At 70.0% G+C, this 21218-nt stretch carries 20 protein-coding genes and 1 pseudogene; 11 read left to right on the forward strand and 10 right to left on the reverse strand.

All coding sequences use genetic code 11. The features are described 5' to 3' along the window. Positions 1 to 48 precede the first annotated feature (48 nt). The 5 genes from pgl to tkt are packed head-to-tail and all read right to left on the reverse strand — an operon-like array spanning position 49 to position 6686. Complete coding sequence (gene pgl, locus ACWGJM_RS46545; protein ID WP_453417851.1) at positions 49 to 831, reverse strand: 6-phosphogluconolactonase; 783 nt, start codon at positions 829 to 831, stop codon at positions 49 to 51. Beyond that, positions 828 to 1910, reverse strand: coding sequence for a glucose-6-phosphate dehydrogenase assembly protein OpcA (gene opcA / locus ACWGJM_RS46550; protein ID WP_453417852.1), 1083 nt, complete (start codon positions 1908 to 1910; stop codon positions 828 to 830). The genes pgl and opcA overlap by 4 nt, the downstream gene beginning before the upstream one ends. Continuing rightward, positions 1907 to 3445, reverse strand: a complete 1539-nt coding sequence (zwf, locus tag ACWGJM_RS46555) for a glucose-6-phosphate dehydrogenase (RefSeq protein ID WP_453417853.1) — start codon at positions 3443 to 3445, stop codon at positions 1907 to 1909. The genes opcA and zwf overlap by 4 nt, the downstream gene beginning before the upstream one ends. 1 nt (position 3446) lies before the next feature. Beyond that, on the reverse strand, positions 3447 to 4565 hold the full coding sequence (gene tal, locus ACWGJM_RS46560) for a transaldolase (protein ID WP_453417854.1): 1119 nt from the start codon (positions 4563 to 4565) through the stop codon (positions 3447 to 3449). Between the two features lie 33 nt (positions 4566 to 4598). Continuing rightward, positions 4599 to 6686: a transketolase gene (tkt, locus tag ACWGJM_RS46565; RefSeq protein ID WP_453417855.1), complete on the reverse strand. Its 2088-nt coding sequence runs from the start codon at positions 6684 to 6686 to the stop codon at positions 4599 to 4601. Between the two features lie 376 nt (positions 6687 to 7062). Between tkt and ACWGJM_RS46570 the strand changes: the two genes are divergently transcribed. The 3 genes from ACWGJM_RS46570 (at position 7063) to ACWGJM_RS46580 (ending at position 9651) form a co-directional block, all read left to right on the forward strand. After that, positions 7063 to 8049 carry a heme o synthase gene (locus ACWGJM_RS46570; RefSeq protein ID WP_453417856.1) on the forward strand — a complete coding sequence of 329 codons (987 nt, stop codon included), beginning with the start codon at positions 7063 to 7065 and terminating at the stop codon, positions 8047 to 8049. A gap of 94 nt (positions 8050 to 8143) precedes the next feature. After that, the gene (locus ACWGJM_RS46575; RefSeq protein WP_453417857.1) at positions 8144 to 8476 is read left to right on the forward strand and encodes a hypothetical protein; all 333 of its coding nucleotides are present in this window, start codon (positions 8144 to 8146) and stop codon (positions 8474 to 8476) included. A 68-nt stretch (positions 8477 to 8544) separates the two neighbouring features. Then, entirely contained in the window at positions 8545 to 9651 is a 1107-nt protein-coding gene (locus tag ACWGJM_RS46580) for an amidohydrolase family protein (protein WP_453417858.1), read from the forward strand. 22 nt (positions 9652 to 9673) lie between these two features. Here the strand turns inward: ACWGJM_RS46580 and ACWGJM_RS46585 are convergent, their stop codons facing one another. From ACWGJM_RS46585 to ACWGJM_RS46600, 4 genes and pseudogenes are all read right to left on the reverse strand, one after another. Next, positions 9674 to 10675: a COX15/CtaA family protein gene (locus ACWGJM_RS46585; RefSeq protein ID WP_453417859.1), complete on the reverse strand. Its 1002-nt coding sequence runs from the start codon at positions 10673 to 10675 to the stop codon at positions 9674 to 9676. Between the two features lie 64 nt (positions 10676 to 10739). Then, positions 10740 to 11456: an ABC transporter permease gene (locus ACWGJM_RS46590; protein ID WP_453417878.1), complete on the reverse strand. Its 717-nt coding sequence runs from the start codon at positions 11454 to 11456 to the stop codon at positions 10740 to 10742. Between the two features lie 50 nt (positions 11457 to 11506). Continuing rightward, positions 11507 to 12430: an ABC transporter ATP-binding protein gene (locus ACWGJM_RS46595; RefSeq protein WP_453417860.1), complete on the reverse strand. Its 924-nt coding sequence runs from the start codon at positions 12428 to 12430 to the stop codon at positions 11507 to 11509. A 30-nt stretch (positions 12431 to 12460) separates the two neighbouring features. Further along, positions 12461 to 13308, reverse strand: a pseudogene (locus tag ACWGJM_RS46600) (aminoglycoside N(3)-acetyltransferase). A 161-nt stretch (positions 13309 to 13469) separates the two neighbouring features. Between ACWGJM_RS46600 and ACWGJM_RS46605 the strand changes: the two are divergent. The 8 genes from ACWGJM_RS46605 (at position 13470) to ACWGJM_RS46640 (ending at position 20040) form a co-directional block, all read left to right on the forward strand. Further along, positions 13470 to 14204: a helix-turn-helix transcriptional regulator gene (locus ACWGJM_RS46605; RefSeq protein ID WP_453417861.1), complete on the forward strand. Its 735-nt coding sequence runs from the start codon at positions 13470 to 13472 to the stop codon at positions 14202 to 14204. Further along, positions 14201 to 15622: a Fe-S cluster assembly protein SufB gene (sufB, locus tag ACWGJM_RS46610; RefSeq protein ID WP_453417862.1), complete on the forward strand. Its 1422-nt coding sequence runs from the start codon at positions 14201 to 14203 to the stop codon at positions 15620 to 15622. Before ACWGJM_RS46605 ends, sufB begins: the two co-directional genes overlap by 4 nt. A gap of 61 nt (positions 15623 to 15683) precedes the next feature. After that, complete coding sequence (sufD, locus tag ACWGJM_RS46615; protein ID WP_453417863.1) at positions 15684 to 16868, forward strand: Fe-S cluster assembly protein SufD; 1185 nt, start codon at positions 15684 to 15686, stop codon at positions 16866 to 16868. Further along, positions 16865 to 17200, forward strand: a complete 336-nt coding sequence (locus ACWGJM_RS46620; protein WP_453417864.1) for a non-heme iron oxygenase ferredoxin subunit — start codon at positions 16865 to 16867, stop codon at positions 17198 to 17200. Before sufD ends, ACWGJM_RS46620 begins: the two co-directional genes overlap by 4 nt. Positions 17201 to 17207: 7 nt before the next feature. After that, complete coding sequence (gene sufC, locus ACWGJM_RS46625; protein WP_453417865.1) at positions 17208 to 17972, forward strand: Fe-S cluster assembly ATPase SufC; 765 nt, start codon at positions 17208 to 17210, stop codon at positions 17970 to 17972. Next, the gene (locus ACWGJM_RS46630) at positions 17969 to 19225 is read left to right on the forward strand and encodes a cysteine desulfurase (RefSeq protein WP_453417866.1); all 1257 of its coding nucleotides are present in this window, start codon (positions 17969 to 17971) and stop codon (positions 19223 to 19225) included. Before sufC ends, ACWGJM_RS46630 begins: the two co-directional genes overlap by 4 nt. An 18-nt stretch (positions 19226 to 19243) precedes the next feature. Beyond that, on the forward strand, positions 19244 to 19711 hold the full coding sequence (gene sufU, locus ACWGJM_RS46635; protein WP_453417867.1) for a Fe-S cluster assembly sulfur transfer protein SufU: 468 nt from the start codon (positions 19244 to 19246) through the stop codon (positions 19709 to 19711). Then, the gene (locus tag ACWGJM_RS46640; RefSeq protein WP_132854537.1) at positions 19708 to 20040 is read left to right on the forward strand and encodes an iron-sulfur cluster assembly protein; all 333 of its coding nucleotides are present in this window, start codon (positions 19708 to 19710) and stop codon (positions 20038 to 20040) included. The genes sufU and ACWGJM_RS46640 overlap by 4 nt, the downstream gene beginning before the upstream one ends. A 74-nt stretch (positions 20041 to 20114) precedes the next feature. Here ACWGJM_RS46640 and ACWGJM_RS46645 read toward each other — a convergent pair whose 3' ends face one another. Then, positions 20115 to 20966 carry an AbfB domain-containing protein gene (locus tag ACWGJM_RS46645; RefSeq protein ID WP_453417868.1) on the reverse strand — a complete coding sequence of 284 codons (852 nt, stop codon included), beginning with the start codon at positions 20964 to 20966 and terminating at the stop codon, positions 20115 to 20117. Positions 20967 to 21218: the final 252 nt, after the last annotated feature.

Here is a 21218-nt window from a genome sequence, read left to right on the forward strand (position 1 = left end):
GGCGCGGGCATTGCCCGCGCCGCCCCTTCGTTCACGGCGAGACCGGCCTCACGGCGAAGCCGGCGGATAGAGCGACCGAGGCAGCTGGGAGGCAGCCGCCGAGTCCAGCAGCCACAGGGTCCGGGAGCGGCCGTGGGCACCCGCGGCCGGGGCCTGGATCTCACCCGCACCCGACAGGGCGATCGCGACGGCCTGGGCCTTGTCCTCGCCGGCGGCCAGGAGCCAGACCTCGCGGGCCGCGCGGATCGCCGGCAACGTGAGGGTGATCCGGGTCGGCGGCGGCTTGGGCGCGCCGTGCACGCCGACCACCGTGCGCTCGGTCTCCCGGACGGCGGGCAGCTCGGGGAAGAGCGAGGCCACATGGGTGTCCGGGCCGACGCCCAGCATCAGCACGTCGAAGGTGGGGACGCTGCCGTGGTTCTCGGGGCCGGCGGCCTTGGCCAGCTCCGCCGCGTACGCCTCCGCCGCCGCCTCCACATCGGCACCGTACGGACCGTCCGAGGCGGGCATGGCGTGCACGCGCTCCGGGTCCAGCGGCACCGCGTCGAGCAGCGCCTCGCGGGCCTGGGTGACATTGCGCTCCGGGTCTCCCTCGGGGAGGAAGCGCTCGTCGCCCCACCACAGGTCCAGCCGCGCCCAGTCGATGGCGTCCCGGGCGGGGGCCGACGCCAGCGCGGCCAGCAGGCCGTTGCCGTTGCGGCCACCGGTGAGCACCACGGACGCGGAGCCGCGCGAGGACTGCGCGTCCACGATCTTGGTGATCAGCCGGGCCGCCGCGGCCTGCGCCATCAGCTCCTTGTCGTGGTGGACGACCAGCTGCGGGGCGCTCACTTCGCCGCCGCCTTCCTGGTGGGCGCCTGCTTCGCCGGGGCCTTCTTTGCCGCCTGCTTCGCGGGCGCCTTCGCGGCCTCCTCGACCGGGGTCTCGACCGCGACCGCGGCCGAGGTGTCGGCCTCGGCGGCGGGCTGCTCGGGCACCTCCGGCGTCCCGGCCAGCCGCTCCACCCCGTACCGCAGCGCCGACGCGTAGGTGTCGTCCGGGTCGAGCCGCCGCAGCTCCTCCGCGATCAGCTCGGCCGTGTCCCGCCGCTTCAGCGCCACGGCTCGGTCCGGCTGGCCCTCGATGGACAGCGTGGCCAGCGAGCCGTCCGCGCGGTCCAGCGTTATCGGGCCGCCGCTGGTGTCCATGCGGACCGCGGTGAGCCCGGGGCCGGACGACAGGGAGCGCTTGACGGGCACGTCCAGCCGGTCCGCGAGCCACATCGCCAGCAGCTCGCAGCTCGGGTTGAACTCCTCGCCCTCCACCTCGACGGCCTTGACGTCGCACACGACCTGGTCCAGGGCGGCGGCCAGCATCGACCGCCAGGGCGTGATCCGGGTCCAGGACAGGTCCGTGTCGCCGGGCGTGTAGGCGGCGGCCCGGGCCGACAGGTCCCGCACCGGCTGCTCGGCGGCGTAGGTGTCGGTGACCCGGCGCTGGGCGAGGGCGCCCAGCGGGTCGTTGGCCGGGTCGAGCGGGGCGTTCACCGGCCACCAGACGACGACCGGGGCGTCCGGCAGCAGCAGCGGCAGCACCACGGAGTCGGCGTGGTCGGACACCTCGCCGTACAGCCGCAGCACCACCGTCTCGCCGGTGCCCGCCTCCGCGCCCACCCGCACCTCGGCGTCCAGCCGGGACTGCGTGCGGTCGCGGGGGGAGCGGGAGACGCGCTTGATGACCAGCAGCGTCCGCGAGGGGTGCTCGTGGGAGGCGTCGCCGGCCGCCTTCAGCGCGTCGTAGGCGTTCTCCTCGTCGGTGACGATGACCAGGGTGAGCACCATGCCCACGGCGGGCGTGCCGATGGCCCGGCGGCCCTGCACCAGCGCCTTGTTGATCTTGCTGGCTGTGGTGTCCGTGAGGTCTGTCTTCATGGGCGGCGCCAGCTCCGTCCGTCTCGTGCGAGCATCTCGTCGGCCTCCGCGGGACCCCACGTGCCCGACGGGTACTGCGCGGGCCTGCCGTTCTTGTCCCAGTAGTCCTCGATCGGGTCGAGGATCTTCCAGGACAGCTCGACCTCCTCGGTGCGCGGGAAGAGGTTGGCGTCACCCAGCAGCACGTCCAGGATCAGCCGCTCGTACGCCTCCGGGCTGGACTCCGTGAAGGACTCGCCGTAGGCGAAGTCCATGGACACGTCCCGGATCTCCATCGAGGTGCCCGGCACCTTCGAGCCGAAGCGGACCGTGATGCCCTCGTCGGGCTGGACGCGGATGACGACCGCGTTGGAGCCCAGCTCCTCGGTAGCCGTGTGGTCGAAGGGGGAGTGCGGGGCCCGCTGGAAGACGACCGCGATCTCCGTCACCCGGCGGCCCAGCCGCTTGCCGGTGCGCAGATAGAAGGGGACGCCCGCCCAACGGCGGTTGTCGACCTCCACCTTGATCGCCGCGTAGGTGTCGGTCTTCGACTTGGCGTCGATGCCGTCCTCTTCGAGGTAGCCGATGACCTTCTCGCCGCCCTGCCAGCCCGCCGCGTACTGGCCGCGCACGGTGGCGCTGCCCAGGTCCTTCGGCAGCCGGACCGCGCCGAGCACCTTGGTCTTCTCCGCGGCCAGCGCGTCCGCGTCGAAGGAGGCCGGCTCCTCCATGGCCGTCAGGGCCATGAGCTGGAGCAGGTGGTTCTGGATGACGTCACGGGCGGCGCCGATGCCGTCGTAGTAGCCGGCCCGGCCGCCGATGCCGATGTCCTCGGCCATGGTGATCTGCACATGGTCCACGAAGGACCGGTTCCAGATCGGCTCGAACATGGTGTTGGCGAAGCGCAGCGCCAGGATGTTCTGGACGGTCTCCTTGCCGAGGTAGTGGTCGATCCGGAACACCTGGTCCGGCTCGAACACCTCGTGCACGACCTGGTTCAGCTCCTCGGCCGACTTCAGGTCGTGGCCGAACGGCTTCTCGATGACCGCGCGCCGCCAGGAACCACCGGTCTGCTCGGCCAGCCCGTGCTTCTTCAGCTGCTGGATCACCACGGGGAAGGACTTCGGCGGAACCGACAGGTAGAAGGCGAAGTTGCCCCCCGTGCCCTGCGCCTTGTCGAGCTCCTCGATGGTGGAGCGCAGCCGCTCGAAGGCGTCGTCGTCGTCGAAGGTGCCCTGCACGAAGCGCATCCCCTGGATGAGCTGCTGCCAGACCTCCTCGCGGAACGGGGTGCGGGCGTGCTCCTTGACGGCGGCGTGGACCTCGGCGGCGAAGTCCTCGTTGGCCCACTCGCGGCGGGCGAAGCCGACCAGGGAGAAGCCCGGCGGCAGCAGACCCCGGTTGGCGAGGTCGTACACGGCCGGCATCAGCTTCTTGCGGGACAGGTCGCCGGTGACGCCGAAGATCACCAGGCCCGACGGCCCCGCGATACGCGGGAGCCGTCGGTCGGCGGGATCACGGAGCGGGTTCGCCCCGGAGCCGGAAGAGGGGGACAATTCAGCCCCCCGAGGGAGCGAGGCGCTGGAGCTCCGCCTCGGTCGACTTGAGCAGGTCGTTCCAGGACGCCTCGAACTTCTCGACGCCCTCGTCCTCCAGCACCTGGACCACGTCGTCGTACGAGATCCCGAGCTTCTCCAGCGCGTCGAGGTCGGCGCGCGCCTGCTCGTAGGTGCCGGCGATGGTGTTGCCCGTGATCTCGCCGTGGTCCTCGGTGGCCTCCAGCGTGGCCTCCGGCATGGTGTTCACCGTGTTCGGCGCCACCAGTTCGGTGACGTACATGGTGTCCGGGTACGCCGGGTCCTTCACGCCGGTCGACGCCCACAGCGGACGCTGCTTGTTGGCGCCCGCGCTCTCCAGCGCGTTCCACCGGTCGGAGGAGAAGACCTCCTCGTACGCCTGGTAGGCGAGCCGGGCGTTGGCGATGGCGGCCTTGCCGCGCAGGGCCTTGGCCTCGTCCGTGCCCAGCGCGTCGAGCCGCTTGTCGATCTCGGTGTCCACGCGGGACACGAAGAAGGACGCCACGGAGTGGATCTTCGACAGGTCCAGGCCGCGCTCCTTGGCCTTCTCCAGACCCGAGAGGTACGCGTCCATGACGGCCCGGTAGCGCTCGAGGGAGAAGATCAGCGTGACGTTGACGCTGATGCCGTTGCCGATGGTGCTGGTGATCGCCGGAATGCCCGCCATGGTGGCCGGGATCTTGATCAGCGTGTTCGGGCGGTCGACCAGCCAGGCCAGCTGCCTGGCCTCGGCGACCGTGGCCTTCTCGTTGTGCGCCAGCCGCGGGTCCACCTCGATGGAGACCCGGCCGTCCTGGCCGCCGGTGGCGTCGAACACCGGCCGCAGGATGTCGGCGGCGTCGCGGACGTCCGCCGTGGTGATCATGCGGATGGCCTCTTCGACGGTGACCTTGCGGGCGGCGAGGTCCGAGAGCTGCTGGTCGTAGCCGTCGCCCTGCGAGATCGCCTTCTGGAAGATCGTCGGGTTGGTGGTGACGCCCACGACGTGCTGCTGGTCGATCAGCTCGGCGAGGTTGCCGGACGTGATCCGCTTGCGCGACAGGTCGTCCAGCCAGATCGCGACGCCTTCTTCGGAGAGGCGCTTGAGTGCGTCTGTCATGGAATTACATCTCCTACGTGTCGTATGTGAGCGTCAGCGCTGGGCGGCCGCGAGGGATTCCCGGGCCTTGGCGGCCACGTTCTCGGCAGTGAAGCCGAACTCGCGGAAGAGGACCTTGCCGTCGGCCGAAGCACCGAAGTGCTCCAGGGAAACGATGCGACCGGCGTCCCCGACGTACTTGTGCCAGGTCAGACCGATACCGGCTTCCACTGCGACACGAGCCTTCAGGGACGGGGGCAGGACGCTGTCCCGGTACCCCTGGTGCTGCTGCTCGAACCACTCCACGGACGGCATGGACACCACACGCGTGGGGATCCCGTCGGCCTGAAGCTGCTCGCGTGCCTCGACGGCCACGTGCACCTCGGAACCGGTGGCGATCAGCACGACCTGCGCCTCGCCGCCGTCGGCCTCGAACAGCACGTAACCGCCGCGCGCGGCGTCGTCGTTGGGCTCGTACACCGGCACGCCCTGGCGGGTCAGCGCGAGGCCGTGCGGGGCGCCCTTGCCGAACTCCTTCGTCCAGCGCTTGAGAATCTCGCGCCAGGCGATCGCGGTCTCGTTGGCGTCGGCCGGGCGGACCACGTTCAGGCCCGGGATGGCGCGCAGCGAGGCCAGGTGCTCGACCGGCTGGTGGGTCGGGCCGTCCTCGCCGAGGCCGATGGAGTCGTGCGTCCACACGTACGTCACCGGCAGGTGCATCAGGGCCGACAGACGCACGGCGTTGCGCATGTAGTCGGAGAACACCAGGAAGGTGCCGCCGTAGATGCGGGTGTTGCCGTGCAGGGCGATGCCGTTCATCTCCGCGGCCATGGAGTGCTCGCGGATGCCGAAGTGGATTGTGCGGCCGTAGGGGTTCGCCTCCGGCAGCGGGTTGTCCGCCGGCAGGAAGGAACTGTCCTTGTCGATGGTGGTGTTGTTCGATCCGGCGAGGTCGGCGGAGCCGCCCCACAGCTCGGGGATGACCGCGCCCAGTGCCTGAAGCACCTTGCCGGAGGCGGCGCGCGTGGCGACGCCCTTGCCGGGCTCGAAGACCGGGAGCTTCTCCTCCCAGCCGGTGGGCAGCTCGCCCGCGGCGATCCGGTCGAAGTCGGCGGCGCGCTCGGCGTTGTTCTCACGCCACAGCTGGAACGACTTCTCCCACTCCGCCTTGAACTCGCGGCCCCGGTCGAGGGCCTGGCGGGTGTGGGCCAGCACCTCGTCGGCGACCTCGAAGCTCTTCTCCGGGTCGAAGCCGAGGACGCGCTTGGTGGCCGCGACCTCGTCGTCGCCGAGGGCCGAGCCGTGGGCGGCCTCGGTGTTCTGCGCGTGCGGGGCGGGCCAGGCGATGATCGAGCGCATCGCGATGAAGGACGGCCTGTCCGTGACCTTCTTCGCGGCCTCGATCGCGTTGTAGATCGCGTGCGGGTCCAGGTCGCCGTCCGGCTTCGGGGCGATCCGCTGCACGTGCCAGCCGTAGGCCTCGTACCGCTTGACGGTGTCCTCGGAGACGGCCGTCTCGGTGTCGCCCTCGATCGAGATGTGGTTGTCGTCCCACAGCAGGACCAGGTTGCCGAGCTTCTGGTGCCCGGCCAGCGAGGACGCCTCGGCGGAGATGCCCTCCTGGAGGCAGCCGTCACCGGCGATGCAGTAGATGAAGTGGTCGAAGGGGGACTCGCCCTGCGGGGCCTCCGGGTCGAACAGGCCACGCTCGTAGCGGGCGGCCATGGCCATGCCGACCGCGTTGGCGACACCCTGGCCGAGCGGGCCGGTCGTCGTCTCGACACCCTTGGTGTGCCCGTACTCCGGGTGGCCCGGGGTCTTCGAGCCCCAGGTGCGGAAGGACTCCAGGTCCTCCAGCTCCAGGCCGAAGCCGGCCAGGAAGAGCTGCGTGTAGAGGGTCAGGGACGAGTGGCCGGCGGACAGCACGAAGCGGTCGCGCGCCACCCAGTCGGGGTCGGCGGGATCGTGCCGCATCACCTTCTGGAAGAGGGTGTAGGCGGCGGGCGCCAAACTCATTGCCGTACCCGGATGGCCGTTGCCGACCTTCTGTACGGCGTCGGCGGCCAGGACACGGGCGGTGTCCACGGCCCGCTGGTCCAATTCGGTCCACTCGAGGTCTGTGGTGGTCGGCTTGGTGCTCACCCTGAGTCAGGGCTCCTCTCCACATGATCGAATACCGGCTCCTGGGCGCGCGCCCACCGGCTGCCGGTGCACTGGGTGCCCACCGGCCGTTGTCGAGCCTACCCCTGTAGGTACGTGCGTTTTTTCGAGCCATTCCAGACTGACGGGCATGTCGGCGATCCGCCTCCCGACTGGCCGGAACGGCATTCGGCACATGAATACGGAGCCGCTCATCTGACTGCTCAATCGAGCCACAGCACGCACGCTCGGCGGCCCCCGCCAACACGAACGGACCCCCGCGAATGTCCGGGTCTGGGCAACGTCTAAAGTGGCGTGGTACGCGCGAGCCCTTACCGTCAGTTCACACGGAAGGGCTCGCTGGGAGTCTCTGTCAGGGGTGTGCGTGACGGCCGTCGAATCCCGTCCTGGGGACACCTCCCAGGCCCTTAGGGCTCTGGGGGAGGGTGTGCTCGGTGCGAGCGAGAGCCCGGTTCACCGGCCGTTCGGGGCCCGTGTCAAGGCGTTCGTGGCTCTGACCAAGCCGCGGATCATCGAGCTGCTGCTCATCACCACCGTTCCGGTGATGTTCCTGGCACAGCAGGGCGTGCCCGACCTGGGTCTGGTGCTGCTGACCTGCCTCGGCGGCTACCTCTCCGCGGGCGGCGCCAACGCGCTGAACATGTACATCGACCGTGACATCGACGCGCTCATGGACCGCACCTCGCAGCGCCCCCTGGTCACCGGAATGGTCAGCCCGCGCGAGTGCCTCGCCTTCGGCATCACGCTGGCGGTCGTCTCGACGCTGCTGTTCGGACTCACCGTCAACTGGCTGTCGGCCTGGCTGTCGCTCGGAGCGCTCCTCTTCTACGTCGTCGTCTACACGATGCTCCTCAAGCGGCGTACGTCGCAGAACATCGTCTGGGGCGGTATCGCCGGCTGCATGCCGGTGCTGATCGGCTGGTCCTCCGTCACGAACTCGATGTCCTGGGCGCCGGTCATCCTCTTCCTCGTCATGTTCTTCTGGACGCCGCCGCACTACTGGCCGCTGTCCATGAAGGTGCGCGAGGACTACGCGCGCGTGGGCGTGCCGATGCTGCCGGTCGTCGCCTCCAACAAGGTCGTCGCCAAGCAGATCGTGCTCTACAGCTGGGTCATGGTCGTCGTCTCGCTGCTGCTGACGCCGCTCGGCTACACCGGCTGGTTCTACACGGCGGTCGCGCTGCTCGCGGGCGGCTTCTGGCTGTGGGAGGCGCACGGGCTCCAGAACCGCGCCAGGGCCGAGGTGACGGGCGCGAAGCTCAAGGAGATGCGCCTGTTCCACTGGTCCATCACCTATGTGTCGATCCTGTTCGTCGCGGTCGCGGTGGACCCCTTCCTGCGGTAGGCGCCCTCTCCGTTCGCTTCCGGGCGGGGTGCGTGGTCAAGGCCACGCACCCCGCCCGTCGCCGTTTGATCTACCCGTCGGTAGCATCCTGACCATGGCAGACACGCAGCAGGTTGACCCGAAGGCCGAGCGCAAGGTCGCGCGCCTCGCGCGGCGGATCGACGCCTTCTCCAAGGCGCACGGCGGGGCCGAGGGCCAGGTGGCCTACATCGGCGAGCGCGGTGCCCGGATCGTGCTCGTCGGCGAGGACGGCGGCTGGGGCGACCTGGTGGCGCCCAGTCACGCCATCGCCGAGCAGGCGGTGCAGAAGGCCGGCATCACCGTCCACGAGGCGTTCGACGGCGAGTTCGCGGCCAAGGTGAAGACGGGCCCGTACGAGTGGACGCGCATGGCCGGAATCCAGGTGGGTGGGCCAAGCAACTCCTGAGCAACACCTGACACCCGGTTCACCCGTTAGGACCGTAGGAGGACGAGGTCCAGTCACGGGGAGTCCGGATGATCGAAACGCCGTCCCTGGTGGACCAGTACTGCCACGGCGTCCTGCGCACGGAGCTGGGCCTCGGCACGTTCGAGGCCCAGCTGGCCCGTACCGAGGGGCCGCCCGCGCCCGGCACCACGCTCTTCGACACGCAGACCGGTTTCGCCGTGCGGCGCTGGTGCCCGCCGCTGCTCGGCCTGGAGCCGCACTGCGCTCCCGCGCGGTATCTCGCCCGGCGCCGTGAACTGGGCGTGCTGGAGGTGGGCCGCCGTCTGCTGCGCGGCAGCGGCATCACCACCTACCTGGTCGACACCGGCCTGCCGGGCGATCTGACCGGACCCGCGGAGCTGGCCTCGGCGGGTGACGCCGACGCCCGCGAGATCGTCCGCCTGGAGCTCCTCGCCGAGCAGGTCGCCGACACCTCCGGCACCGTCGAGTCGTTCCTCGCCAATCTCGCCGAGTCGGTGCACGCCGCCGCCGCGCAGGCCGTCGCCTTCACCTCGGTGGCCGGGCTACGGCACGGCCTCGCGCTGGCGCCCGAGCCGCCCAGGCCGGGCGAGGTACGGGGCGCGGCGGGCCGCTGGCTGGCCGGGCGGCGGGTCGGCGGCGAGCTGAGCGACCCGGTGCTGCTGCGGCACCTGCTGTGGATCGCGGTCGCCTCTGGCCTGCCGCTCCAGCTGCACGCCGGGCTCGGAGAACCGGGCGCGCGCATCGACCGCACCGACCCGGTCCTGCTGACCGACTTCGTGCGGGCCACGGCGGGCCTGGGCACCGACCTGGTCCTGCTGCACGGCTACCCGTACCACCGCCACGCCGCCCACCTCGCCGGTGTCTTCCCGCATGTCTACGCCGACTCGGGCGCCGCCCTGGTCCGCACCGGCGCCAGGGCCGCGACGATCCTCGCCGAGGTGCTGGAGCTGGCCCCGTTCGGCAAGATCCTGTTCTCCAGCGGCGCCCACGGCCTGCCCGAACTGCACGTCGTGGCGGCCCGGCTGTTCCGTGAATCCCTCGGGCGGGTGCTGGGCACCTGGGTGGCCGAGGGGGCGTGGTCCCTGGGGGACGCGCAGCGGGTGGCCGCGATGGTGGCGGTGGGGAACGCCCGCAGGATCTACGGACTCGAGTGAGCTGTAGAGAGGTACGGGTGACTCACGCGCTCGTGGCCACCGCCGCCTCGGCCGTCTGACCGGGCACCTCCGGCACCGCCTCCGGACGCTCGCGCAGCGCCAGCAGGACGCGCAGCACCCCGATCCACACCAGGCACGAGCCGAGCATGTGCAGGCCGACCAGGACCTCGGGCAGATGCGTGAAGTACTGGACGTAGCCGATGACACCCTGCGCGAGCAGGATCAGGAACAGGTCCCGCGTCCGGTCCAGCGGCCCCTTGGGCGCGTCCACCGCCTTCAGGACGAACCACAGGGCGAAGGTCAGCGTCACCACGATCCAGGCGAGCACCGCGTGCAGCTTGGCGACGGTCTCCCAGTCGATCGGGATGCGCTTGACCTCGGTGGAGTCACCCGCGTGCGGACCGGCCCCGGTCACCACCGTGCCCGCCGCGATGAGCAGCACGGACGCGGCGACCAGGAACCACACCAGCTGTTGCACGGCCTTGCCGGCCAGCGGGCGCGGCGCCCCGTCGCCCTCGCGGCTGCGCTGCCACATCACCGTGGCGACGGTGATCAGCGCCGTGGTGAGCAGGAAGTGGGCCGCGACGGTGTACGGGTTGAGACCGACCAGGACGACGATGCCGCCGAGCACCGCGTTGCCCATGACCACCCAGAACTGCGCCCAGCCCAGCCGGGTCAGGCTCCGCCGCCACGGCTTCTGCGCCCGCGCGGCGATGATCGCCCAGCCGACGGCCGCGCACAGCACGTACGTCAGCATGCGGTTGCCGAACTCGATGGCACCGTGGAAGCCCATCGCCCGGGTGGTGGTGAGCGAGTCGTCGGTACAGGTGGGCCAGGTCGGGCAGCCCAGGCCCGAGCCGGTCAGCCGTACGGCACCGCCGGTCACCACGATGACCACCGACATCACGAGGGCGGCCAGCGCCGCCCGCCGGACCGTCCGGGGGTCGGGCGTCCAGCGCGCGGCGATGAAGGAGAGGGGGTTGCGCAGGGCCGCTGCGGCGTCTGTGGGGGTCAGCTCAGGCACGGGTCCATGGTAGGCGGGACGCTTGTGCACGCTTTCACGAGGGTCCCGTCCGGCGCCTCCCGGTCTACTCCCAGCGGAAGAACCGCCCCGCCGCCGCCAGCCCCACGACGGCCCACACGCCCAGGATCCCCAGGTCGCCCCACGGCATGCCGGCCCCGTGCTGGAGCACGTCCCGCAGGCCGTCGGAGAGCGCCGAGATGGGCAGCAGCCCGAGCGCGTCCTGGACGCCGGAGGGGAACTTGTCGAGCGGCACGATGACCCCGCCGCCCACGAGCAGCAGCAGGAAGACCAGGTTGGCGGCGGCCAGCGTGGCCTCCGCCTTCAGCGTGCCCGCCATCAGCAGGCCGAGCCCGGAGAAGGCGGCCGTGCCGAGGATCAGCAGGAGCAGTACGGCGGCAGGGTTGCCGTGCGGGGACCAGCCCAGCGCGAAGGCGATCACGGTCAGCAGGATGACCTGAAGGATCTCCGTGACCAGCACGGACGCCGTCTTCGCGGTCATCAGCCCCCAGCGGGGCAGCGGGGAGGAGGCCAGCCGCTTCAGTACCCCGTAGCGCCGCTCGAAGCCCGTCGCGATGGCCTGCCCGGTGAACGCCGTCGACATCACGGCGAGGGCCAGGATACCGGGGGCGAGGAAGTCGACGGCCTTGCCGGAGCCGGTGTCCACGATGTCCACCGAGCTGAACAGCGCCAGCAGCAGGGTCGGGATGACGACCGTCAGCAGCAGCTGCTCGCCGTTGCGCAGCAGCATCTTCGTCTCCAGCGCCGCCTGGGCGGCGATCATGCGGGGCAGGGGCGCGGCGCCCGGCCTGGGGGTGAACGTATCCACAGTGGTCACGACCGCAGTTCCTTACCGGTGAGCTCCAGAAAGACGTCTTCGAGAGTGTGCCGCTCCACCGAGATCCGGTCCGGCATCACCCCGTGCTGGGCGCACCAGGAGGTCACCGTGGCGAGCAGCTGCGGGTCGACCTTGCCGACGACTCGGTAGGCGCCCGGTGTCAGCTCGGCGGCCGTGCAGTCGGCCGGGAGGGCCTTCAGCAGGGAGCTCACGTCGAGGCCGGGGCGGCCGGTGAAGCGGAGCGTGTTCTCGGCGCCGCCCTTGCACAGTTCCTCGGGGGAGCCCTGGGCGATGACACGGCCCGCGTCGATGATCGCGACGTCGTCCGAGAGCTGCTCGGCCTCGTCCATGTAGTGGGTCGTGAGGATGACCGAGACGCCGTCGGAGCGCAGGTCCCGCACGAGGTCCCAGGTGGCCCGGCGGGCCTGTGGGTCGAGCCCGGCCGTCGGCTCGTCGAGGAAGACGAGCTCCGGGCGGCCCACCACGGCCATGGCCAGCGCGAGCCGCTGCTGCTGGCCGCCGGACAGCCGCCGGTACGCGGTCCGGCCGCACGAGCCGAGCCCGAGGCGCTCGATGAGGGCGTCCACGTCCAGGGGGTGCGCGTGCAGCTTGGCCACGTGGCGCAGCATCTCGTCGGCCCGGGCCCCGGAGTACACCCCGCCCGACTGGAGCATCACGCCGATCCGGGGCCGCAGCTCGGCGGACTCCCGCACCGGATCGAGGCCCAGGACGCGCACCGTGCCGGAGTCCGGCTTCCGGTACCCCTCGCAGGTCTCGATCGTCGTCGTCTTGCCCGCCCCGTTGGGGCCGAGCACGGCGGTCACACCCGCCCCGGCCAGCAGTTCGAGGCCGTCCACCGCGGTCTTCGTGCCATACCGTTTCACCAAGGCGTGGACCTGGACCACGGGCTCACTTCGCATGGTCCAGAGTCTAGGTAGGCGCGCCGTGACTCAGGCGGGCGGGTGCAGGATCTCCTCCTCACGGGGCCGGTGCAGCGCCAGCCACCGTTCGGCGTAGGCCACCGCGTCCGCCACCGGGAACAGCCGTGCGTCGGCCGCGCCCGCCTTCCCCCGCCGGACGGTCCGGTCCCGTTCGAAGTCCTGGCCCAGCTCGTCGAACCGCTCCGAGCTGATCGACACCTCGGTCATCGTCTCCCAGCCCCCACCGGCCACCGGCCGGCCGACCCGCTCGAGCGGCGCGGGTATCCGGTACTCGGCGAGGTGGAAGCTCGTACAGCTGTCGTATCCGGCCCCGAGCAGCAGTACCCGGGCGCCCCGCTCCTCCAGCCGGGCCAGCGGACTGCTCCCCCACTGCCTTAAGGGCGTGGGCGGTACCCCCAGCCGAGCCGGCAGTCGGGGGCGTGACCGTCGACGATCTCCGCCGCGCGCGCTCCCAGCGCCGGGAACGAGGCGTGCGGGTGCGCGCTGCGCAGGGCGCCCGGCCAGGTCCGTACGGTCTCCGGGATCACACCGACCCCGTGCGAGGGGGTGATCAGCGGGTCGTACGCGGGCATCGCGGCCCGGATCCGCTCCCACCAGGCCTCCGGCACCGGCGGTCTGCTCCACAGGGCCGGGTCGGACAGGTTGCCCGAGTGGGTGGGGACGACGATCGTGCCGTCCGGGCCGACGGCGTCCAGCAGACTCTGGACCACCGCGACGGCGCCGCCGCACACCCAGCCGAGCGAGCTGAGCGAGGAGTGCGCCAGGAGGATCTCGCCGCGTTCCACGCCCAGCGTGCGCAGCTGTGTGCAGAGGGTGTCGCGGGTCACGAGTGGGCCGGTCGGAGGCGGTGTCGGCATGGTTCGGCAGTCTCTCGGACCACGACCGGACGCGCCACCCGTCTGATCGATCGATGATCGTTTCCGCAGGTCGGATTAGGTAGACCTAAGTGACGCAGGGCACCGTCCGTCCACTCGGACGCCGCTTGCCTGCCTCTGAGGAATTACGCAACAATGGCGTTGTGAAAAACGTCGGCGAGGCTCGGGAGACCCCCACGGGGGCCCCTCAGGAGGAGCTCGCGACCGGGGAGCGGTCCACCCGCAACCGGGTCGCGCGGTCCATCCTGGACCACGGCCCGTCGACCGTCGCCGAGCTGGCCGGACGGCTGGGACTCACCCAGGCGGCGGTACGGCGTCACCTGGACGCGCTCACCGCCGACGACGTCGTGGAGGCACGCGAGCAGCGGGTGTACGGCGCGCGCACACGCGGCCGTCCCGCGAAGGTCTTCGCGCTCACCGACTGCGGCCGCGACGCCTTCGACCAGTCGTACGACAAGCTGGCCGCGGACGCGCTCCGCTGGATCGCCGAGCGCGAGGGCGGACAGGAGGCGGTCACCGCCTTCGCCCGGGCCCGGATCGCCGCCCAGGCGAGGGCGTACCGCAAGGCGATCGAGGCCGTCACGCCCGACAAACGCGCCGAAGCCCTGGCCAAGGCCTTGAGCGCGGACGGGTACGCTGCTACGGCGCGCAGTGCACCGGTCGGCGAACAGCTGTGCCAGCACCACTGCCCGGTCGCGCACGTCGCGGAGCAGTTCCCGCAGCTGTGCGAGGCGGAGACGGAGATCTTCGCCGAGCTGCTGGGTACCCACGTCCAGCGACTGGCGACCATCGCGCACGGCGACGGCGTCTGCACGACCTTCATCCCAAAGATTTCCACTGACGCATCTGCAAGCACGGCCGGGAGGAACCCCGCATGACTCTCCCCACGGAGACTGCTCACCCCGAACTCGAGGGCCTGGGCACGTACGAATACGGCTGGGCCGACTCCGACGTGGCCGGTGCCTCTGCCAGGCGCGGCCTGAACGAGGATGTCGTCCGTGACATCTCGGGCAAGAAGTCCGAGCCGGAGTGGATGACGAAGCTGCGCCTGAAGGGTCTGAAGCTCTTCGAGAAGAAGCCCATGCCGAACTGGGGCTCGGATCTGTCGGGCATCGACTTCGACAACATCAAGTACTTCGTGCGCTCCACGGAGAAGCAGGCGGAGTCCTGGGAGGACCTGCCCGAGGACATCAAGAACACCTACGACAAGCTGGGCATCCCGGAGGCCGAGAAGCAGCGCCTCGTCGCCGGTGTCGCCGCCCAGTACGAGTCGGAGGTCGTCTACCACCAGATCCGCGAGGACCTGGAGGAGCAGGGCGTCATCTTCCTCGACACCGACACCGCGCTGAAGGAGCACCCGGAACTCTTCAAGGAGTACTTCGGGACCGTCATCCCCGCCGGTGACAACAAGTTCGCCGCGCTGAACACGGCCGTGTGGTCCGGCGGCTCCTTCATCTACGTGCCGAAGGGTGTGCACGTCGAGATCCCGCTCCAGGCCTACTTCCGTATCAACACGGAGAACATGGGCCAGTTCGAGCGGACCCTGATCATCGTCGACGAGGGTGCCTACGTGCACTACGTCGAGGGCTGCACCGCTCCGATCTACAAGTCGGACTCGCTGCACAGCGCCGTCGTCGAGATCATCGTCAAGAAGAACGCCCGCTGCCGCTACACGACCATCCAGAACTGGTCGAACAACGTCTACAACCTGGTCACCAAGCGCGCCGTCGCCTACGAGGGCGCGACCATGGAGTGGATCGACGGCAACATCGGCTCCAAGGTGACGATGAAGTACCCGGCCGTCTACCTGATGGGCGAGCACGCCAAGGGCGAGACCCTCTCCATCGCCTTCGCGGGCGAGGGGCAGCACCAGGACGCCGGCTCCAAGATGGTCCACATGGCGCCGAACACGTCCTCCAACATCGTCTCCAAGTCGGTGGCCCGCGGCGGCGGCCGCACCTCGTACCGTGGTCTGGTCGAGATCGGCGAGGGCGCCGCCGGCTCGAAGTCGAACGTGCTGTGCGACGCGCTGCTCGTCGACACCATCTCCCGCTCCGACACGTACCCCTACGTGGACGTCCGCGAGGACGACGTGTCCATGGGCCACGAGGCGACCGTCTCCAAGGTCTCCGAGGACCAGCTCTTCTACCTGATGAGCCGCGGTCTGAGCGAGTTCGAGGCGATGGCGATGATCGTGCGCGGCTTCGTCGAGCCGATCGCCAAGGAGCTGCCCATGGAGTACGCCCTCGAGCTGAACCGGCTGATCGAGCTGCAGATGGAAGGCGCGGTCGGCTAAGACCGCCTTCCGGACAACAGCCAGCGAAATCCGACGTAGGAAAGAGAGCAGACCGACAGCCATGGCTGAGGCCCAAAACATCCCGGTGGGCTCCACCACCGCCGGCCAGATCGCGGTGGCCGCCGAGTCGACCGTCGCCACGCGCATGAGCGCGCCCCCGTCCTTCGATGTGGCGGACTTCCCGGTCCCCCACGGCCGCGAGGAGGAGTGGCGGTTCACGCCGCTGGAGCGGCTGCGCGGGCTGCACGACGGCACGGCGGTCGCCACCGGCGACGGCGTGAAGGTGGACGTCCAGGCCCCCGAGGGCGTGACCGTCGAGACCGTGGGCCGCGACGACGCGCGCCTCGGCAGGGCCGGCACCCCCGTGGACCGCGTCGCCGCCCAGGCGTACTCGGCGTTCGAGAAGGCCGGCGTGGTCACCGTCCCCAAGGAGACGGTGCTCACCGAGCCGATCCGTATCGCCGTGCACGGCGAGGGCGGGACCGCCTACGGCCACCAGGTCGTCGAGCTGGGAGCTTTCGCCGAGGCCGTGGTCGTCATCGACCACACCGGTGACGCCGTGCTCGCCGCCAACGTCGACTACATCCTGGGCGACGGTGCCAAGCTGACCGTCGTCTCCGTCCAGGACTGGGACGACAAGGCCGTCCACGTCGGTCAGCACAACGCGCTGATCGGCCGGGACGCCACCTTCAAGTCGTTCGTGGTGACCTTCGGCGGCGACCTCGTACGCCTGCACCCGCGCGTCGCCTATGCCGGCACCGGCGGCGAGGCCGAGCTGTTCGGCCTGTACTTCACCGACTCCGGCCAGCACCAGGAGCACCGTCTCCTCGTCGACCACAACACCCCGCACTGCAAGTCGAACGTCGCCTACAAGGGCGCGCTCCAGGGCGACGACGCGCACGCCGTGTGGATCGGCGACGTGCTCATCGAGGCCAGGGCCGAGGGCACGGACACGTACGAGATGAACCGCAACCTCGTCCTCACCGACGGCGCCCGGGTCGACTCCGTACCGAACCTGGAGATCGAGACCGGCGAGATCGTCGGCGCCGGCCACGCGAGCGCCACCGGCCGCTTCGACGACGAGCAGCTCTTCTACCTGATGGCCCGGGGCATCCCCGAGCACGAGGCCCGCCGCCTCGTCGTCCGCGGCTTCTTCGCCGGGCTGGTCCAGCAGATCGGCGTCGCGGACATCGAGGAGCGCCTCATCGCCAAGATCGAGGAAGAGCTGGAGGCGTCGGTCGCATGAGCGACGCATTCGTGCGAGTCTGCGGGCTGAGCGAGCTGGAGGAGGACACCCCGAAGCGGGTGGAGATCGACGGCACGCCGGTCTCGGTCGTACGGACCGAGGGTGAGGTGTTCGCCATCAACGACATCTGCTCCCACGCGAACGTCTCGCTCTCCGAGGGCGAGGTCGACGACTGCCACATCGAGTGCTGGCTGCACGGCTCGCGCTTCGACCTCCGCTCCGGAAAGCCCGACAGCCTTCCCGCGACGCGCCCCGTCCCCGTATACCCCGTAAAGATCGAAGGGGGCAGCGTCCTCGTTGACGTACGCGCCTCCCTCACCCAGGAGTCCTGAGGCACCCATGGCAACGCTTGAAATCCGAGACCTGCACGTCACCGTCGAGGCCGACAACGCCACGAAGGAGATCCTCAAGGGCGTCGACCTCACCGTGAAGCAGGGCGAGACGCACGCCATCATGGGCCCCAACGGCTCGGGCAAGTCGACCCTCGCCTACTCGCTCGCGGGTCACCCGAAGTACACGATCACCAGCGGCACCGTCACCCTCGACGGTGAGGACGTCCTGGAGATGTCCGTCGACGAGCGCGCCCGCGCGGGCCTGTTCCTGGCGATGCAGTACCCGGTCGAGGTCCCCGGCGTCTCGGTCTCCAACTTCCTGCGCACCTCCGCCACCGCGATCCGCGGCGAGGCCCCCAAGCTGCGCACCTGGGTGAAGGAGGTCAAGGAGACCATGGAGCGGCTCTCCATGGACCCGTCCTTCGCCGAGCGCAACGTGAACGAGGGCTTCTCCGGCGGTGAGAAGAAGCGGCACGAGATCCTCCAGCTCGAGCTGCTCAAGCCGAAGATCGCGATCCTCGACGAGACCGACTCCGGCCTGGACGTCGACGCGCTCCGCGTCGTCTCCGAAGGCGTCAACCGCGTCCGCGGGACCGGCGAGGTCGGCACCCTGCTGATCACGCACTACACGCGCATCCTGCGCTACATCAAGCCCGACTTCGTCCACGTCTTCTCCGGCGGCCGCATCGTCGAGTCCGGCGGCGCCGAGCTCGCCGACAAGCTGGAGAACGAGGGCTACGAGGCATACACGAAGGGTGGCGTATCCGCGTGACGCAGCTGCCGGGCCTCCTCGACACTGAGGCGATCCGCAAAGACTTCCCGATCCTGGACCGGCTGGTCCACGACGACCGGAAGCTCGTGTACCTGGACAACGCGGCGACCTCGCAGAAGCCGCGCCAGGTACTGGATGCCCTGAGCGAGTACTACGAGCGCTACAACGCCAACGTCCACCGCGGTGTGCATGTGCTCGCCGAGGAGGCCACGGCGCTGTACGAGGGCGCGCGCGACAAGGTCGCCGAGTTCATCAACGCGCCCAGCCGTGACGAGGTGATCTTCACCAAGAACGCCTCCGAGTCGCTGAACCTCGTGGCGAACATGCTGGGCTGGGCCGACGAGCCCTACCGCGTGGACCACGAGACCGAGATCGTCATCACGGAGATGGAGCACCACTCCAACATCGTGCCGTGGCAGCTGCTCGCGCAGCGCACCGGCGCGAAGCTGAAGTGGTTCGGCCTGACCGACGACGGCCACCTGGACCTGTCCAACATCGACGAGATCATCACGGAGAAGACGAAGATCGTCTCCTTCGTGCTGGTGTCGAACATCCTGGGCACCCTGAACCCGGTCGAGGCGATAGTCCGCCGCGCCCAGGAGGTCGGCGCGCTGGTCTGCATCGACGCCTCCCAGGCCGCGCCGCACATGCCGCTGGACGTACAGGCCCTCCAGGCCGACTTCGTGGCCTTCACCGGCCACAAGATGTGCGGCCCGACCGGCATCGGCGTGCTGTGGGGCCGCCAGGAGCTGCTGGAGGACCTGCCTCCGTTCCTCGGCGGCGGCGAGATGATCGAGACGGTGTCGATGCACTCCTCGACGTACGCCCCGGCGCCGCACAAGTTCGAGGCGGGCACCCCGCCGATCGCCCAGGCGGTCGGTCTGGGCGCCGCGATCGACTACCTGTCGTCGATCGGCATGGACAAGATCCTCGCCCACGAGCACGCACTCACCGAGTACGCCGTGCGGCGGCTCGGCGAGGTCCCGGACCTGAGGATCATCGGCCCGACCACGGCCGAGGACCGCGGGGCCGCGATCTCCTTCACCCTGGGCGACATCCACCCGCACGACGTGGGCCAGGTCCTCGACGAGCAGGGCATCGCGGTCCGCGTCGGCCACCACTGCGCGCGACCCGTCTGCCTGCGGTACGGAATTCCCGCGACCACGCGAGCGTCGTTCTATCTGTACTCCACGCCGACCGAGATCGACGCACTGGTCGAGGGGCTGGAGCACGTTCGGAACTTCTTCGGCTGAAGGGCGTGAGCTGAAACCGTGAAGCTGGACTCGATGTACCAGGAAGTCATCCTGGACCACTACAAGCACCCGCACGGGCGGGGCTTGCGGGATGGCGACGCCGAGGTGCACCACGTGAACCCGACGTGCGGCGACGAGATCACCCTCCGAGTGAAGTACGACGGCACGAAGATCGAGGACGTCTCGTACGAGGGCCAGGGCTGCTCCATCAGCCAGGCCTCCGCCTCCGTGCTGAACGAGCTGCTGGTCGGCAAGGACCTGGCGGACGCGCGGAAGATCCAGGAGACCTTCCTGGAGCTGATGCAGTCCAAGGGCAAGATCGAGCCCGACGACGCGATGGAGGACATCCTGGAGGACGCGGTCGCGTTCGCCGGTGTCTCCAAGTACCCCGCCCGGGTCAAGTGCGCCCTCCTGAGCTGGATGGCGTGGAAGGACGCGACGGCCCAGGCCTTGGGCGGAGCCGACGCCGAAAGGAAGACGGCATGAGTGACACCGTTGAGATCAAGCCCGCCTCGGAGGAGGAGCTCCGCGAGGCCCTGATGGACGTCGTCGACCCCGAGCTGGGCATCGACGTCGTCAACCTCGGCCTGATCTACGGCATCCACGTCGACGACGCCAACATCGCGACCGTCGACATGACCCTGACCTCGGCGGCCTGCCCGCTGACCGACGTCATCGAGGACCAGGCCAAGTCCGCCACGGACGGCCTGGTCAGCGAGCTGCGCATCAACTGGGTCTGGATGCCGCCGTGGGGCCCCGACAAGATCACGGACGACGGGCGCGAGCAGCTGCGGGCGCTCGGCTTCAACGTCTGAGACTTCCTGCACGCGTGAAGCGGCGGCACCCCTCGGGTGCCGCCGCTTCCGTGTGTTCAGGCCGGTCGGTGTGTTCAGGCGAGGCCGTCGACCAGCTGGAACGCCGAGTCCGCCCAGTACAGGTTGCTGTTCTGGTACGGGGCCAGCTCGAGCTGGAAGTTCTGGTGACGCAGGAAGCGGCCGGGGTAGTTCACCGACTCCAGCATCACCGCGCCGGAGTACATGGACGACCTCGGGCAGAAGGTGGCGTCCTGCTTGAACAGGGACGAGCCGTCGCTGCGCTCGGAGCGCAGCACGAAGTTGCGGTGCCGCAGATAGGTGCCGTCGGCCGTGGCGAAGGAGTAGCAGGAAGCGTCGGCCAGGCCCTCGACCACCTTGAAGGTGGCGTCGCGGCGCGCGGAGGCGGAGCCGACCGGGTCGAGCTTCACGTAACCGCCGCTGATATGCCAGTAGCGGTCCGGGTAGTTGACCGACCGGACGGACTTCCACGCGGACGAGGTCTTCGAGCCGTGCGAACCGCCGTCCGAGCCCGGCTTCCCGGACGAGCCCGAGGAGTTCGACGGCTTGGGGGAGGCCTTGTGCCCCGCCTTGTCGTCGGCACTGGATGTGGCCGAGGCCGAGGCCGTGAACTTGGCCGACGACGGAAGGCTCTTCGTCCCGGGCGCGGCCTTGGTGCTCGCCGAGGGCGAGGCGAAGGAGAGCAGGCCGGGACCGCCGTCGGTGGGGGCCGCCGACTTCGCCTGGGACGACGACCTGTCAGGAGCCTTGTGGTTCACGGCTATCGCCGTCACACAGGCGACGATCGTCGCGGCGGCCAGCCCGCCGGCCAGCCAGAGTCTTCGCGTTCCGGGAGTCCGGGACGTATCGGGGGCCCAGCCGTTCTCCCAAGGCTCGTTCCGAGGGGGCTGGGGCGTGGTGTCTTGCATGCGCTGATTTCCTCCAGCGGCGCGCGGGGCGGCGGCCGGGGGTGTGAGGGTTAGGTAGGTGAGCGGTGAAACACTAGTGGAGCCGACGGGGCGTCGGGAGACGTTTGAGCGAGCGGTTTCCATGAAAATGAAACCAACTCATGTTCCGTGCCCTCCCAGTCCCGGCTCATCACCCGGCGGCAGCGTGGCCGGGTGGCTACCTCCGCACTCACCCCCGCGCGACCCGTCTTCGTCCTGGGCTGTCCCCGTCCC

The sequence above is a fragment of the Streptomyces sp. NPDC054834 genome (genome assembly GCF_053611185.1).